The 14,730-nt window shown below is 37.8% G+C and carries 13 protein-coding genes; 2 read left to right on the top strand and 11 right to left on the bottom strand.

Annotation, left to right across the window (positions count from 1 at the left end):
- Positions 1-18: 18 nt before the first annotated feature.
- The 5 genes from AKG34_RS09870 to AKG34_RS09850 form a co-directional block, all read right to left on the bottom strand.
- A complete protein-coding gene (locus AKG34_RS09870) occupies positions 19-810 on the bottom strand; it encodes an SDR family oxidoreductase (protein ID WP_053345925.1) in 792 nt (263 codons plus the stop codon).
- Positions 811-965: 155 nt separating this feature from the next.
- Positions 966-2,000, bottom strand: coding sequence for a VOC family protein (locus AKG34_RS09865; protein WP_236694908.1), 1,035 nt, complete (start codon positions 1,998-2,000; stop codon positions 966-968).
- Positions 2,001-2,029: 29 nt separating this feature from the next.
- Positions 2,030-2,563, bottom strand: coding sequence for a cupin domain-containing protein (locus AKG34_RS09860; protein ID WP_053345923.1), 534 nt, complete (start codon positions 2,561-2,563; stop codon positions 2,030-2,032).
- Between the two features lie 314 nt (positions 2,564-2,877).
- Positions 2,878-3,687 (bottom strand): IclR family transcriptional regulator, encoded by an 810-nt coding sequence (locus AKG34_RS09855; RefSeq protein WP_053345922.1) that lies wholly within the window; start codon positions 3,685-3,687, stop codon positions 2,878-2,880.
- A gap of 313 nt (positions 3,688-4,000) precedes the next feature.
- Positions 4,001-4,807, bottom strand: a complete 807-nt coding sequence (locus AKG34_RS09850; protein ID WP_053345921.1) for an alpha/beta fold hydrolase — start codon at positions 4,805-4,807, stop codon at positions 4,001-4,003.
- Between the two features lie 1,093 nt (positions 4,808-5,900).
- Here AKG34_RS09850 and AKG34_RS09845 point away from each other — a divergent pair.
- Both AKG34_RS09845 and yppF read left to right on the top strand, forming a co-directional pair.
- Positions 5,901-7,190 (top strand): MFS transporter, encoded by a 1,290-nt coding sequence (locus tag AKG34_RS09845; protein ID WP_053345920.1) that lies wholly within the window; start codon positions 5,901-5,903, stop codon positions 7,188-7,190.
- Between the two features lie 586 nt (positions 7,191-7,776).
- Entirely contained in the window at positions 7,777-7,959 is a 183-nt protein-coding gene (gene yppF / locus AKG34_RS26790; protein ID WP_083450737.1) for a YppF family protein, read from the top strand.
- A gap of 221 nt (positions 7,960-8,180) precedes the next feature.
- Here yppF and AKG34_RS09840 read toward each other — a convergent pair whose 3' ends face one another.
- The 6 genes from AKG34_RS09840 to AKG34_RS09815 are packed head-to-tail and all read right to left on the bottom strand — an operon-like array spanning position 8,181 to position 14,250.
- Positions 8,181-9,506: a GntT/GntP/DsdX family permease gene (locus AKG34_RS09840; RefSeq protein ID WP_053345919.1), complete on the bottom strand. Its 1,326-nt coding sequence runs from the start codon at positions 9,504-9,506 to the stop codon at positions 8,181-8,183.
- 56 nt (positions 9,507-9,562) lie between these two features.
- Positions 9,563-10,285 (bottom strand): GntR family transcriptional regulator, encoded by a 723-nt coding sequence (locus tag AKG34_RS09835; RefSeq protein WP_053345918.1) that lies wholly within the window; start codon positions 10,283-10,285, stop codon positions 9,563-9,565.
- 16 nt (positions 10,286-10,301) lie between these two features.
- On the bottom strand, positions 10,302-11,315 hold the full coding sequence (locus AKG34_RS09830; protein WP_053345917.1) for a sugar kinase: 1,014 nt from the start codon (positions 11,313-11,315) through the stop codon (positions 10,302-10,304).
- Positions 11,308-12,063 carry a 2-dehydro-3-deoxy-phosphogluconate aldolase gene (gene dagF, locus AKG34_RS09825; protein ID WP_053345916.1) on the bottom strand — a complete coding sequence of 252 codons (756 nt, stop codon included), beginning with the start codon at positions 12,061-12,063 and terminating at the stop codon, positions 11,308-11,310. The genes AKG34_RS09830 and dagF overlap by 8 nt, the downstream gene beginning before the upstream one ends.
- Positions 12,060-13,169: a DgaE family pyridoxal phosphate-dependent ammonia lyase gene (locus tag AKG34_RS09820; RefSeq protein WP_053345915.1), complete on the bottom strand. Its 1,110-nt coding sequence runs from the start codon at positions 13,167-13,169 to the stop codon at positions 12,060-12,062. The genes dagF and AKG34_RS09820 overlap by 4 nt, the downstream gene beginning before the upstream one ends.
- Complete coding sequence (locus AKG34_RS09815; protein WP_053345914.1) at positions 13,147-14,250, bottom strand: amidohydrolase/deacetylase family metallohydrolase; 1,104 nt, start codon at positions 14,248-14,250, stop codon at positions 13,147-13,149. The genes AKG34_RS09820 and AKG34_RS09815 overlap by 23 nt, the downstream gene beginning before the upstream one ends.
- Between the last annotated feature and the right edge of the window lie 480 nt (positions 14,251-14,730).

Genomic DNA, 14,730 nt, shown 5'->3' with positions numbered 1-14,730 from the left:
CTTTTTTAAGTAATATTATTAAAGCGCTTTACCGATTGCTCCAGCAGTTTCAATCGTCGATCCAGCTACATAACTAGCTTTATCTGAAGCAAGAAATACAATAACACTAGCGACTTCTTCCGCCTCACCTACACGGCCAAGTGGAATATTCCGTTTTTTCGCAAGATCGCCATAATATTCCTCCGGATCCATATCAGGTGCGTTTTTCAATCTTCTGCGCTCCCATTGATCAGTCCGTATCAATCCGAGACTAACTGAGTTCACCAAAATATTGTCAAAGGCTAGTTCCTGAGATAGCGTCTTGCTTAAATTTAAAAGACCCGCCCGTGCTGCTGCCGTCGCTACCATGTGACGCTCAGGTTCTTTTGCAAGCGTTGCATTAATATTGATAATCCGCCCGCCACCCCTTTTAACTAGATGTGGATGCGCAGCACGAACGGCATATATGATAGCAAAAAACTTTAATTGAATTTGTTCATGCCACTGTTCATCTGTAATATCAAAAAAGTAACCCATCACGCTTTGTCCAGCTGCATTCACCAATATATCGATCCCGCCAAACTTTTCTGCAGTGCCATTAATAAATGAATCCACATCCGATTTAGAGGTAACATCACAAGTTGATGCAAAAATATCTTCTTTGTCCCCAAATGACAGCAAGTGACTTTGGGCATTTTCCATACGATCTTTGCTTCTTCCGCAGATAGCTACTTTTGCACCTTCACCTAGAAACATTTCTGCTGTTTTTAATCCAACACCAGACGTTCCTCCCATAATAACAGCAACTTTCCCTTTCAAGCCTAAATCCATCTCGTCACTCCTTTTATAACAGGTTTTTCTTACACGATATAGGGCTAAAAAAGAACAAGATGTTACATCTCAAGTGAAACTATAACGTCTTGCCCGATGACAATGGGAGGTAAAGAATTCCGCGAATTATATCTTTTTCCACTCTATCTTTGATCTCAAATCCCCCCCATTAACGAAACATCAACTTTAGAATCCACCCAGCCTAGATCCGGTTCCCCCCCCATTGCTTTGCGGGCTTCAGGCTTCGGGGGTCCTGCAATACCCCATTGATCCATTAAGTGAGGTACTCGTTTCCATACACGTGCTCTCCACTCAGATTCATCTTCAATCGTTTCGAGATAGCATGTATACTCCATAACAAAACCGCCTGGGTCCTGGAAATAACAGAAAATATTGTCTCCTGGCCCATGACGTCCAGGTCCCCAAAGTTCTGACAGTCCTGCTTTTCGAACGTTACTTATACCACGCATTAGTTCATCGACAGAATCAACCTCATAAGCAATATGATTGACTGAAGCATGTTCATCTTGGTTGAATGCTATGGAGTGGTGTTTCCGGTTGCACCTTAAGAAAGACATTTGGTGCTCGCTCCAATCAGTAACTTTAAAACCAAGTACATTTGTATAAAACTCTACAATCATATCTAAGTTTTTTGTATTCATGACAACATGATTCAATTTCACAGGATCTACATTTTTCTTGTTCCAAATTGACGTTTGAACTTCCACCCATGCTGAAAGCTCAATAACACGGTTTTCAGGATCAATAAACCGAAGTCCATAACCAGCACCTGCTTCATCCAAATACCCAGGTTTCTCGATGATACGCACGCCTTTTGATTGTAATATTTCAGCTGCACGATCCACTGCGTTTTTATCGACCATTCCAAATGAGATGTGGTGCAAACCACGCTTTGCTCCTTTGTAAAGGCTTAAAATATGATGTTCTGGCCCAGCCCCGCGAAAATATACTGTATTCTCTTCTTCTGGAACATCCACTCTATCCAAGCCCCAAACCTTCTCATAAAACTTAGCCTGTTCTTCAAAGTTCGGAGTAATCAAACTAATATGCCGTAAATGAGTAATTCCAAGCATCTTTTTATGCCTCCCATTAAATAGATTGCTTTTTTGATAGATTGTCTTGCGCACCTTTAACAATCTAATCGAAAGGGGCGCCTCATTATTATTCATAATGTAGGTGCCCCTCTTCTTTTAGTTGATCAGTCTTTAATAATGGCTTCTCTTTCTTTTGACCGTTGTTTTCGTAATTCTTCAAGCTCGCTACCTTCTGGATATGTTGGCAAATTAGGCTTCACCGCTCCAAGCATAACCAGCATGCGCGCCTCTTCTTTCCCATCATTTCTAATTCCCCGATACACTCCCGGAGGGCTGCTTATGCAGTCTCTTGCACTCAATTTAATCTCATGTACTTCGCTGTAGCTGTCTTCTTGAATCAAGGCTGTAACTTCTCCCTCAAGAATGAAAAATACTTCTTCAACATCATCGTGGAGATGTAACGGCCCGACACATCCCGGTGGAAGCACCATTGTACTTAGTGTAAAATGTTCCCCTGCAATTACATTTGTATCATTATTCGCTGTGGCACCTCGTCCAATATATCTCATTTGAGCACGTCTATAAGCTGGATCAATTTCCTCTTGGAACTTTAAGACGTTCCAATCGAGTGTACGGTCTTCCAAGCGTGCAACATATTTTTTTTCAAATTCTTTCACCGAAAAAGTTTCATTTGTCATTTTAAAAATCCTCCCTTATTTGTTGTTTCTAAATCTCATATTGTTTCATAAGCAAAACATTGTTTTATCTATGAATTAATTCTAAAATGAAAACCCTTCATTGTCAAGATGAGTTTTTAGAATATTTAAAACTTTACTTATAATCAAAACAACTCTTTGTTGAACAAATGTTCAAGCGCCTTATTCAACAGGAGGCTGGATCTCTAAAATTCATATCTTTTTTAAAACGACAAAAAAGTGCGAATACCCATAAAGACTGAGTACCCACACTTTTGAAAAAGGTTATTCATTTTTCAGATTAAAAATCCAGCTTTTTAGACGTCCTTTTGATGAAACATATTTCCTCCACTGTATCCCATATAAACGGATAGCTGTTGAGAAACTTCCAGTAATTTCGGCAAGGCAATTTTATCGATAAAATCTTCCTGATAAGCAGATTCTGTTGCCACGACATTCAAAGCAGCCAATACTTTTCCAGTCCGGTCAAATATCGGCGCCGCTACAGAACGGATACCAGGGTGAAACTCCCCGCTTGTCATCGAATATCCTTTTTGCCGAATAGTTTCCAACTGCTTCTGGAATTCCCCCGGCGCTGTAAGGGTTTTGTCTGTATAAGGAGTGAGGTTAGTGATTTGGAACATTTGCATCAAAATTTCTTTTGGCTGATAAGCCAGCAGTAATTTCCCATTGGCTAATGCGTGTGCTGGTAGTCGCAAACCAATGTTCACATTGACAGCTGATACACCTCTGATTGGGGCACTACCTACATATACCACTTCCTGACCATCCAAGATGGACAAATGACAAGATGCTCCGATTTCATCACGCAGCGTCTCCATATAGGGTTGGACAATTTCCTGGAATTTCAAGCTGTTTAAATAACTAAAACCCAATTCAAGCACTTTTGGCGTTAAACTATAACGTTTTGTATGTTCATCCTGAGACAGGTACCCAATATTTTGTAGTGTAAATAATAAACGATATGGAACCGTTCTGCTTACTCCCAGTTGTTTCGCTATTTCTGAAAGCGATAAACTCGGCTGTGATTCATTAAAAAGCTTAATGATTTCCAATCCTCTTACTAATGAATTAGCACTATACTTCTCTTTCTCTTCGCTTGCCATTCAAGTATTCCTCCCGTTGTAAATTCAATACATTTCGGTGTCGCAAAAAACTATGCAGAGGAGATACCTTCAACTATTTTAATCTTTTCTACACTGAAATAAAAAAAGATAGAGACAAACTAGAAATCTATCTTCATGCAACCATTCATCGATTAAGAAAAAGTAGAAAAATGTAATTCCCGACTTCAACATAGCTTTATCACAGATCACCTGAAACTTAGAAAGAACATGCAGTAAAATGTCCACCGTTCTCTGCAGTTTTCCTAGAAAATTTTCTTGTTTTATTTAATTCCTTTTTTGTTTTTGTAAGCATCTATTTCTGACCTACCGGTTGTTTCTGTAAAAACTCAGTGACATAATTATTGAACACTTCTGGATCTTCTTGATAGCATAAATGACCTGTATTCGGAACGATGGCAAACTCGGATTTCGGAATCAATTCATGAAAAATCTTTGATTCACTTACCGGTGTGACCTGATCCAGCTCTCCACACATAACAAGTGTCGGAACAGATATAGAAGAAAGTATCTCCATTTGGTTTAAATTAGATAAAGAGTAGGAAACAGACCGGTATCCAGGCGGTCGCACTTGCGACATAATTCGTTCTGCTTCTTTCACTACCTCAACTGGTGCATTTGGCGACACTAACGCTTTCACCCTTTTTTTCGCAAGCTCACAAGGCTTTAACGTATTTATAGAGTGTAATCTACTCTGAAGCTTTCTTTTATTTTCTTCCGGACTTACTCCGGCTGCTCCACGTGTAGCATCTGATATAATCAGCGCCTCTACCATTTCTGGAAAACGGTTCGTAAAATCGATTGCAATTGCCGATCCCATTGAATGCCCGAGTAGGTAAACTGAGTGTAGCCCTAGACTCTCCAGGAATTCTTTCAATACATCTGCAAACTGGGAAAATTCTTGAAATTCTTCTTTTGGATCGGAACTTTCACCATACCCAGGTGCGTCCCAAGCAATTACTCTAAATTCTTCCTTCATCTGACTGAGTTGATGTCCCCAAGATTGAGAGTTATTTCCCAACCCATGTAGAATAACAAGCGCTTTTCCTTCTCCAGATTCCCGATAATGAATCGAGTATTCTTCTAATTGACTAATTGGCATCCTTTAACCTCACAATCTTTTCACTTTCACTATAAATAGATTTAAATGTATATTTTTAATTAAAACATATTTCCGTATATAAAACTAATTGGGGGGGCCCAGTTTTATTGTCGTAAATGAGGGAAGAACATCTTATTCCCATAGTTACAGTCAACTATACAAACTTTACTAAAAATATAAATTTAATACACTGAAGGTAAAATGTTGATTTAGTATTATCTAGTAACATTTTCTACTATTTAACTAATCATTTCCAGCAATAAATATTTCATATACAAAACATTATTAATATATGAATTATAGATTTTTCTTAATTTAAATTCAATATGAATAAATCAGAATTTTTCGATTTAAGTTTAAGTAACCTTTTTGGACGCAAAAAAGTCATGTACACATTTCTAATTAGTCTCTGTTGTATCACCCAAAAAAATGGACAATACTAGTTTTTTTGTTTGGCAGTCTTAATATCAGGGCAAGTAACTTCTTCCATTCAGGATGTTAATTCTTATGTACTTCGATAAATCCCTTAAAATCTTCCTCAGTGATTTCCCTTAAATTGTTATGGTCTTTTTAAGATTTCAACCTTCTTCCTTAACAGAAGGTTTCCCTCTGCATGTTGACTAAGAAAGCACTCTTCCCCTACATCAATAGATGTTTTCTTACCTATATTCTCACGGTCCAAGAATTGCAATCCTTTCAAGTACAAATTAGAAAGACTTATTGTGCCCATGGAAATAAACCGTTTACAAATCACGTGACTTTTTACTTTTTCAAATAAAAAAAGCATCTTTATAAAAATGTTAAAATCACAAAAGTTTATTTATTCAAAAAATATAAAATTATTAAAATATTAAATTGACAATCAATTCTATTTATTTTATCGTTAAGAAAGTAAAACTTTGTTTTCCTAGCAAAACATCACCAGTGCATATCGATCAGTCAGTATTGTGAAGAAAGGCGGGATACAGCTCATTAAAGAGCAAATCAAAACTAGTACATATACAAAATTACTTTGATTAGGGCAACCGTAATTCACTTATACTCGATGGTAAGTGTTTTAAGCATGCTTAAAAATCGACAAGGAGATGGTATTATGTTAAATGGGCAAAAAAGATGGTTATATATTGCCGTTCCAATTTTTTTCTTTTGGTTTTTCGGACAAATTGATAAGGTTGGCATTTCCATCATTCAAACAGATCCAGAATTCTTGAATGCACTCGGTATGACAGGCGATGACAAAAATGCAAAGATCGGTCTTCTTTCTTTTGTATTCACCATTGCTTATGGAGTTTCAAATCTTTTTTGGGGCTTCATCATTGACAAATTAGGTGCCCGAAAAACAGCCATCGCCGGTTTATTCGTATGGACACTTACCATGATTGTGTCAGGCCTCGCTAATTCATATGAAATGTTTTTAGTAAGCCGCGTTATTCTTGGTTTTGGCGAAGGGATGATGATTCCTGTATCAGGTAAATTCATTTCTAGCTGGTTTAACAAACGCGAATTAGGACGTGCACAGGCATCATGGCTTACTGGAAACTATTTAGGACCGGCGATTGGAGCCATTGTATTGGTGCTTGTTATTTCCTATCTCCACTGGCAAGCTGCTTTCTTTATGCTTGCGGCCTTCAACTTATTTATTAATATCCCAATGTTTATATTTATGACAAGAAATACACCAGAAGAGCACCCGCGAATTAGTAAAGAAGAACTGGCTTTCATCCGTCAATCCGATGATGAAGAAAAGGAAGGAGACTCCTCTTTGAATAAGAGTTTCACTCAGGATTATCGTTTCTGGATTGTCTGGTTTGGCATGCTTGTATGTTCTTTTCTTTTCTTCGGAATTAGTATTTGGCTCCCTACCTATCTTATCGAAGCTAAAGGATTCGAAAAAGAAGGGATGTCAAGCATTACTTCCCTCTCCTGGTTATTTGCTTTAGGATTTGTCCTAGCCTGCGGTTTTCTGGCCGACAAGACGAGGCGTCCAAGTTTAATGGCCTCGATTTTATTTTCAATGACTGCTGTCTTTTTGACAGTAGCAGTTTTCATCCCAAATCCAATTATAGCGGGGATTTGTATGGGACTGGCAATGGGATGCCAAGGCGGTGTGTTCCATCTAAGTAATATGCTCATGGTAAAATACTCAACACCCGAAACAGCAGGCCGGGCAGCTGGTCTGCTAGGATTTACAAATATTATGGGTGGCTTTTCAAGCTATATCATGGGTTGGCTTCGTGACTTATCAGGCGGGGACTTCAGTACATCAATTGCGATGCTGATTTTTGCAGCTATTTTAGGTTTAGGTGCTTATATATTCTCAATCAAGAAGGAAGCAGCTGAACTTCATTTAACACCCTTGTCTGCACAAAAAATTCAGGTATAAAAAGAGGTCGGAGGCTCCTAGTCTCCGACCTCTTTCATAGATTTTCTAAACCCTGATATATCAAGGATATTATTATCTTGAGCAGGAATATGTGCAATTGCGCCAATATCCCTATTCTGTTATTTCATGAAGCTGCCCTAGTACTTTGAGTTTTCATACTCTTGTACCTTGGCAGCTTTCATTGTTAGGTTGATAGTACGCTTTAGAAAAGCAAATCAAATTTTTGCACTTCTCTTCAAAGTACAATCTCAGAGTTTGAACCGACATTGCATCTAAACCGCTTGCCAGGCTGCTGTTGGAAGATGTTAATATGGCCCAAGTAAAGGAAAAAAAATTCGTTAATATAAGCCGTTTGCTTTCTCTACTTCACTTCCAAAAAGAAAAAAGTAATCGAAATCATCATCTTTTAATAAAGACTGCTTACCCTACTTAGAGTAACTCTATATCTTCTTAATCCATAATTTTATGGGGAATATTTTTGTATAAAAATGTCGATAGTTAAAATATTCAAAAAATGATAATTCCTTAATTACCCATGTTATATTGTTAATGAAAAAATACTAATCAAGAAATGTAAGGTGAGTGTGTGACAATTGAAGTTTTAATACTCCATTATATTCAGGAAAAACGTCAAAAACCTAGCCATGCAAATGAATTATTAGATTATATTCAGCATGAATATGTGAGCGGTAAGTTGTCAATTTTTCAATATAGAAGTCTCTGTCAGGATTTATACTTTCGGGGGGCAAAACAAACTAACTCTGTATGAACCTTTCCACTAAATCAATAATTGAACTAAAGGTAACTTCCACTTCTAATGCTAAGACTTCCAGTCGAGAAACGTTTTCAGTTATTTATAATGCCCTTAGCTTATAACATGGATTAATCGAATTCGCAAAGTAGCAATAAAAGATCCGAAATTTTCATCAAAAAACCTCCGTGATATGTCCTTGTACTAGACGTTTCACGGAGGTTAAGTTTTAATAGGCTTTAAATAAATATATCTAATATTAAAACCAGACCAAATGCTACAAAAGAAAGAATGGTTTCCATTACTGTCCATGTTTTGAACGTTTCTTTTACGGTTAATCCAAGATATTCTTTTACTAACCAGAAACCTGCGTCATTAACATGAGAAAACATAAGTGATCCAGCCCCTGTGGCAATAACAAGTAATTCTAAGTTAACACCCGTCATATTGGCAACAACTGGAGAAACAATTCCGGCTGCAGTTGTCAAAGCGACTGTTGCAGATCCAGTGGCAATCCGAATTAATCCCGCCACCAAGAACGCTAAGACAATTGGTGATAATGATATTACTTCAGACATGGAAGCAATTGCAGTCCCTACTCCACTATCAATTAAAATTTGTTTGAATCCGCCACCTGCACCGATAATAAGTATTATGGAAGCTAATGGCAATAAACATTCTTCTGTTAGTTTTTTAATTAACGATTTGTCCATCCCTTGTCGGTATCCTAAGAAATAGTAGGCTGCAAAACAAGAAATTAATAAGGCTATGACCGGGCTCCCGATAAACAATAAGAATTTTTCAATATAACCCGGTAGTGGTAAATACGGTGCCACTACTGTTAATACCATTAATAATACAGGTAAAAGGATGATAAAGAACGAAACTCCAGTCCCAGGTAAACCACTTGACTTTGTTTCTACTCGGATTAATTCCGGTTCTCCCACAGGAATAACCCGTTTATGAATCCATTTTGCGAATAAAGGACCAGCAATTATAGCTGTTGGGAATGCTATGATTAATGAATAAAGTAATACGTGTCCCATGTTTGCATTATAAATGCCTATAGCCGTCATGGCTCCCGGATGCGGGGGTACCAAACCATGGACAATCGATAAACCAGCTAATACTGGAATACCAATTAATAAGATGTTCACTTTGGTTGATTTACGAATGGAAATGACTAAAGGTAGCAATATTACTAAACCAACTTCAAAAAATACCGGAATACCGATAATGAACCCAGAGAGAAGCATAGCCCATGGTAGATTCTTCACACCGAATTTATTAATGAAGAAGTCTGCTACCTGCATACCAGCTCCTGAGTCCGACATCATCTTTCCTAAGATTGTACCCAATGCCAAGATACCAATAAGATGACCGAGGACAGCACCGACACCCGTTTCATAAGCACCTACAATCTTGTCCATAGGCAACCCTGAAAAAACTGCTAAAAATAAACTGGCTACAGTTAAGCTTATGAATGCATGCCATTTCCACCATGATACTCCCAAAATAACAATTACGATTGCTATCAGCGTGATTCCTAATAAATATAGATCCATATATTCTCCCCATCCCTAAGAAATCGCTTACAATCAAACCCATACAATAAACAGAATTATTGTATCGGCTCGTTATAGGTCACAATATAGTTCTGTTTAGCCGTATTGTAATACCCTTCACTATATTCCATTACATTACCGTCTCCATCACTAGAAATCCGGATCCTCTTTAGTACTGCTCTATCTTTTTCCATTTTCAGTGTTTCACAAATGTGATTAGGAGGAATAGCAACGGCAAACTCGTCTCTAAATGTTTCAAGTTTAATGTTTTGATCTTCCAAAAAACCATACAATGAATTTATCTGAATTTCTTTTAAATCTTCTTCGTTTATGTCCAATAAAATATAATGTGTAAAGTAAATATACGGTTCATTGTCCAATAAGTATATTCGCTCAATCTGAATGCAATTTTCTCCAAATAAAGGATAGAGGCCTGACTCTGAAGATAATTCAATCTTCCTTACGCTTAGCACTTTTTTTATAATGTAGTGACCTTCCTCAACTAATAACTCTGTGAAGCGTTTTCCTTTGGAAAGCCTCACAATCGAAGCATTCGCGATTACCTTTGTTCCTTTACCGCTTTTCTTTTCAACATAACCTTCTTGAACAAGTTCTTTAATTGCGTTGCGTATAGTAATTTTACTCACATTAAATTCTTCTTCTAATTGAGGCTCGGAGGGAATGTTTGTGTTGATAGCATAAACACCATGTAAAATACGATCCTTCAATATTTCTTTTATTTGTAAATACAATGGTCCTTTTTTTCTATTCACATTCATTCCTTATCTCCTACCCTTATCTTTTTATATCTTCCATTTCCCCTGCCATAGCTGACAGTATCTCATTTTCCGTTGACATTGGGGTATCCCCGACAATCGTGCATGCCAACATTCCCGCTGCTGCTGCAAACCGGACTGTTTTCTCAGGTGAAAAGCCTGCCAATTCCCCATGTAAGATCCCGCTGGTATAAGCATCACCTGCACCAATTCTATCATATACTGAAAAAGAGTTGTTTTCAGAAAAGTAAAACGTTTGATCTTTATACATGTACCCGCGTAAAGAATGGGTATTGTCACTATTAATCGAACGATGAGTGCCAGCTATCGAGTGAATATTGAAGGTTTTAGCAACTTTAGGAATTAGCTCTCTAAGCTGTTCTTCTCTTGAGGTACTCGCTGCCTCCATCCCTAAAATATATATGGCATCTTTTTCATTCATCATGACAATATCAGACAACGCAAGCATTTCTTCATAATGAGATTTTGCTTTATTGTAACCACCCTCCCATAAGGAGGGGCGGTAATTACAATCGAAACAAACTATTCCGCCTTTTTCTTTTACTTTTCTAGCAAGCACTTTCATACTTTCACGCACATTATCCGCCATTGCAAGGGTAATCCCACAAAAGTGGATGATATCTGTATTTTCTGCAATCACTTCAATATCATAATCAGACAATGACGCTGTATTAAAGCTGCTTTCCAGACGATTGGAGTAGGTGACACGGCTCGTTCGTTGTCCAAAGCCATTTTCCAAAAAGTACATTCCCAAGTATTTGCCGCCTCTAGTAATGAAATTCCGGCTAATTCCTAAGCGTTGCAAGGAAGAAATCGCTGCATCTCCTAGAGGATTATCAGGTAGTTTTGTAACAAGGTATCCATCATGCCCAAGCTTTGTCATCGCAGAAGCAACGTTAACTCCTGTGCCTGAAAAAGAGTATTGTAAGGTGTTAGCCTGTGTCAGTAATTCATATCCTGGCACCTGCAAACGCATCATTACTTCACCGAAAGCTACAATCTGCTTACGCATGTCTATCAACCAATTTTTTTGTTATGGCTAATAATTTCCGTACATCCTCCTCATTTGTTTTTCCAGTCTCTTTATTAATAATAGAAGAATAGATATGAGGAATAACTTTAGACACTTTTGCTTCTAATGCGATTTCTAATATAGTCTCAAAATTATTTAAATCAATACCACCAGTTGGTTCTAAAGCAAACCCTTCTTCACCACAAGCTTTTGCAACCGCACGATACTCTTCCTCATGCTTTAGCCCTTTCATCGGGAAGTATTTCAATGCATTTCCTCCCATATCACGGACTAAAGCAATCGCAGCTTTGATAGGTACAATCGCAAGATCACTAGCTTCAGCACTTACAGGGCCTGTAGAGATATTAACGTAACCTACTTTACCTGTTGGGGAAACCAGGGAATTTATCCAACTATCTTTCTCTCCTAAATTGGCCCTTGTCGCAGCTACAGCAGGGAAGACTTGATTAATATGACTACCAGGGTAGTATTTAGCAATTTCAGCAACAACGGCTGCCTGCTTATTATCTCCAGCACCTAATCCAATCGAAACAGCTTCATCAATAGCAACCCCGTATTCCTTCATAGCTGTAACACTAGCCTCTACAGTAGGATAATCTTTCGAAAGTACCCCAACTAATACATGCCCTTCGGCAGCTTCAAAAACTTCTACTGCATTTTCTACACTATTAGCGAGAACATTTAAAGCTACACGATTATTTAGAAAACGTTTGTTTATGTTAGTCATTCTTTGTTTCCTCCTAAGATGGCTTTTAATTGAGCTTCAATGACGAATATATCATCACCTTGCAATGGTCGTGGATCAATATCGAAAAAGCCCTGGCGAACTCCGTAATCACGGGTATAAATAGCAATAACTCCATTTCTCAGCTTATCATTAACTTCCTTCGCTGTTGTATCCGTAATCACAGGATTAATATGAATGCGTGCTCTATAGATTGCTCGTCCAGCTTCATCCTGTACAATCACTACTTTTACACCGTCAATTGATTCAAGTGATGTGAGAACTTGTAAACTAGCTTTTTCTTTTTCACTATTGTCTGTTTTGATAAAATACTCATCCAATGCCTGAAGCAATCCAAATGTTGTTTCCTTACCGACCTTCATACTCCGTCCGATACAGTGTAATTGAACCTTTAACCATTCGATATATTTTTTCTTCCCAGCAACGATACCTGATGTCGGACCCTCAATCGCTTTAGATCCGCTATAAATGGCTAAATCCGAAACCTTTACATATTTTTTCAAATCTTCTTCCGCCGCAGCATCAACGATTAGTGGTACGTTATTCGCTTTGGCCACTTTCCAGGCTTCTTCAACTGAAATCATATTTTTTTGAACAGCATGATGTGATTTTACGAATAAAATGGCCGCTGTATTTTCATTAATGGCATCCGCAATATGCTCTGCCTTCCCTTCATTTGCATACCCTACTTCAACCAATTTTCCTCCACCCAGGTAAATCATGGTTTCTACCGGCGCCCCATACTGAACGTTATGGCCTTTCAGCATTATGACTTCATTCTTTTGAATAGGTTCTTGATGAAGTCTTTCGCTTTTCCTTCTGTTTCCTTCCGTTACGATAGCGGCTACTGAAAGGGCCATTCCGCTTGATGCTGAGTTTACGACAACCGCTGCTTCAGATTGAAGCAATTGCGCAATATGTTGTCCTGCCTTATCAACCAAATCTGAGATTTCAACGTAATTTTGACCACCAGTTTTCATGGCATCCATTACGGTATCTGTAGGTGCAGAAACACCTAATATGCTCATTCTTCCACTTGCATTAATAACTCTTTTCAAACCATATTTAGCATTCAATGAATTCTCCATTTATAACCACTCCTTTTACATCAACTCTTTGTTCTGCCACTCGCTTTTCGCCCTCGGAATCCAGTAAAGGGGTCGATTCATTCTCAATTGAGAATAATGTGAGGTTCGCGATATCTCCCTCAGAAATCCTTCCCAGCTCTGGTTTCTTTAACCACTCTGCTGCATTAATAGTAACCGCATCAATTACCTCTTTTAGCGGATATCCCAAATACAAAAATTTAGAAAGAACATTTGCCATACTAAAAACAGGGCCATTCAATCGATTTCTCCGGTATATATCCGTACTAATTGTATTGAAGTGGACACCACACTTTTTCGCAGTTTCTGCTGTTGGGAAAGAAAAACTTGCAGTTCCGTGACCAACATCCAAATGAACACCCCGTTCAATAGCCTGACTGAACTCAGGTAGAGGCTTTCCTTTATCATCAAATAAATTATTGGCTTTCCCATTTAAGTAATGTGTAATAATGTCTTTTTCCTCAAGTAAATCAAGGACCTCGTTTATATTAGGTGGTCCTGAACCGATATGGACCATAAGAGGTAAATCAGTATCTGCAGAAAATTTTCTAGCAATTTTTAATGGTTCAACACCATTTGTACCAACTACACTTTTACTAATTCTTGCTTTAAGACCTATGATAAAGTCTCTATTTTCAGCAATGGCCTTTTTTAATTCTTCTTCGTTTAGCCAAGATATATCTGATAACTCATCGATTCGCTTCAATCCGATTCGTGAAATATTTAGGAAGGCGAATACATTCGTTTTGGAATTTTTACAACTACTAACCAAGTCTGGTAAGCGGTCTGCTCCAGTACTGCCAGCATCTATAATCGTTGTTACACCTGTTTTATAACCAATCTCGTCAACATCGTCTCCATACGGATCGAATTCGGGAAAGGCATGTACATGCATATCAATCCAGCCGCTGGAAACAAATACTTTGTGTTTGTAGTCCATTACTTTTTCGCCGATTCCAGTTCCGGGCGGAACAATTTCTACAATTTTTCTATTTTCCAATATGATATCTGCAGCATTTCCCTCTACCATTTTTACATTTTGTAGTACGAACCTACCTGTCATTTCACTCATCCTTTTCGGTACGCCCTATAGATTGTTAAATAGCGATTTTGTATACGTTTACAACTCTTATAAGCAGTTATTTATTTCACTTAACAAAAATAGATTATCACATTTTTTTGGATTAATCAATATAACGTTATAATGTTTAGATTTATATTTTTTTGGAGTCATTTTCAAGTTCTAATTATGCGTAAGTTGCTGCCTGATAATACTTAAAAAAAATTTTTTCTCTTAAACATAGGTCCCTAGCTATAAGGGGACATTATTAATAATAATTAGCTATTAAGGAAATCGAGTAGGAGGAGGCGCCTAGCCTCCGATCTCTCACACCACCGTACATACCGTTCGGTATACGGCGGTTCAGTTTAAGTCTGACGTAGTTTTGTATATCGTTCATATAGATTTACTAACCCATGATGGAGCCAATAAACATTATTAAGGGTTTTGTCTAGAATAGGACTATGCGCTATGCGCCAATAA

The organism is Peribacillus butanolivorans (genome assembly GCF_001273755.1).
In the GTDB taxonomy this organism is placed as follows: Bacteria; Bacillota; Bacilli; order Bacillales; family DSM-1321; genus Peribacillus; species Peribacillus butanolivorans.
This window is presented reverse-complemented; position numbering and strand designations above follow the sequence as displayed.

Bases quoted from the DNA above. Each gene is read 5' to 3' on its own strand.
- AKG34_RS09870 (WP_053345925.1), bottom strand. From the start codon at position 810: ATGGATTTAGGCTTGAAAGGGAAAGTTGCTGTTATTATGGGAGGAACG.
- AKG34_RS09865 (WP_236694908.1), bottom strand. From the start codon at position 2,000: ATGAATAATAATGAGGCGCCCCTTTCGATTAGATTGTTAAAGGTGCGC.
- AKG34_RS09860 (WP_053345923.1), bottom strand. From the start codon at position 2,563: ATGACAAATGAAACTTTTTCGGTGAAAGAATTTGAAAAAAAATATGTT.
- AKG34_RS09855 (WP_053345922.1), bottom strand. From the start codon at position 3,687: ATGGCAAGCGAAGAGAAAGAGAAGTATAGTGCTAATTCATTAGTAAGA.
- AKG34_RS09850 (WP_053345921.1), bottom strand. From the start codon at position 4,807: ATGCCAATTAGTCAATTAGAAGAATACTCGATTCATTATCGGGAATCT.
- AKG34_RS09845 (WP_053345920.1), top strand. From the start codon at position 5,901: ATGTTAAATGGGCAAAAAAGATGGTTATATATTGCCGTTCCAATTTTT.
- AKG34_RS09840 (WP_053345919.1), bottom strand. From the start codon at position 9,506: ATGGATCTATATTTATTAGGAATCACGCTGATAGCAATCGTAATTGTT.
- AKG34_RS09835 (WP_053345918.1), bottom strand. From the start codon at position 10,285: ATGAATGTGAATAGAAAAAAAGGACCATTGTATTTACAAATAAAAGAA.
- AKG34_RS09830 (WP_053345917.1), bottom strand. From the start codon at position 11,315: ATGCGTAAGCAGATTGTAGCTTTCGGTGAAGTAATGATGCGTTTGCAG.
- dagF (WP_053345916.1), bottom strand. From the start codon at position 12,063: ATGACTAACATAAACAAACGTTTTCTAAATAATCGTGTAGCTTTAAAT.
- AKG34_RS09820 (WP_053345915.1), bottom strand. From the start codon at position 13,169: ATGGAGAATTCATTGAATGCTAAATATGGTTTGAAAAGAGTTATTAAT.
- AKG34_RS09815 (WP_053345914.1), bottom strand. From the start codon at position 14,250: ATGACAGGTAGGTTCGTACTACAAAATGTAAAAATGGTAGAGGGAAAT.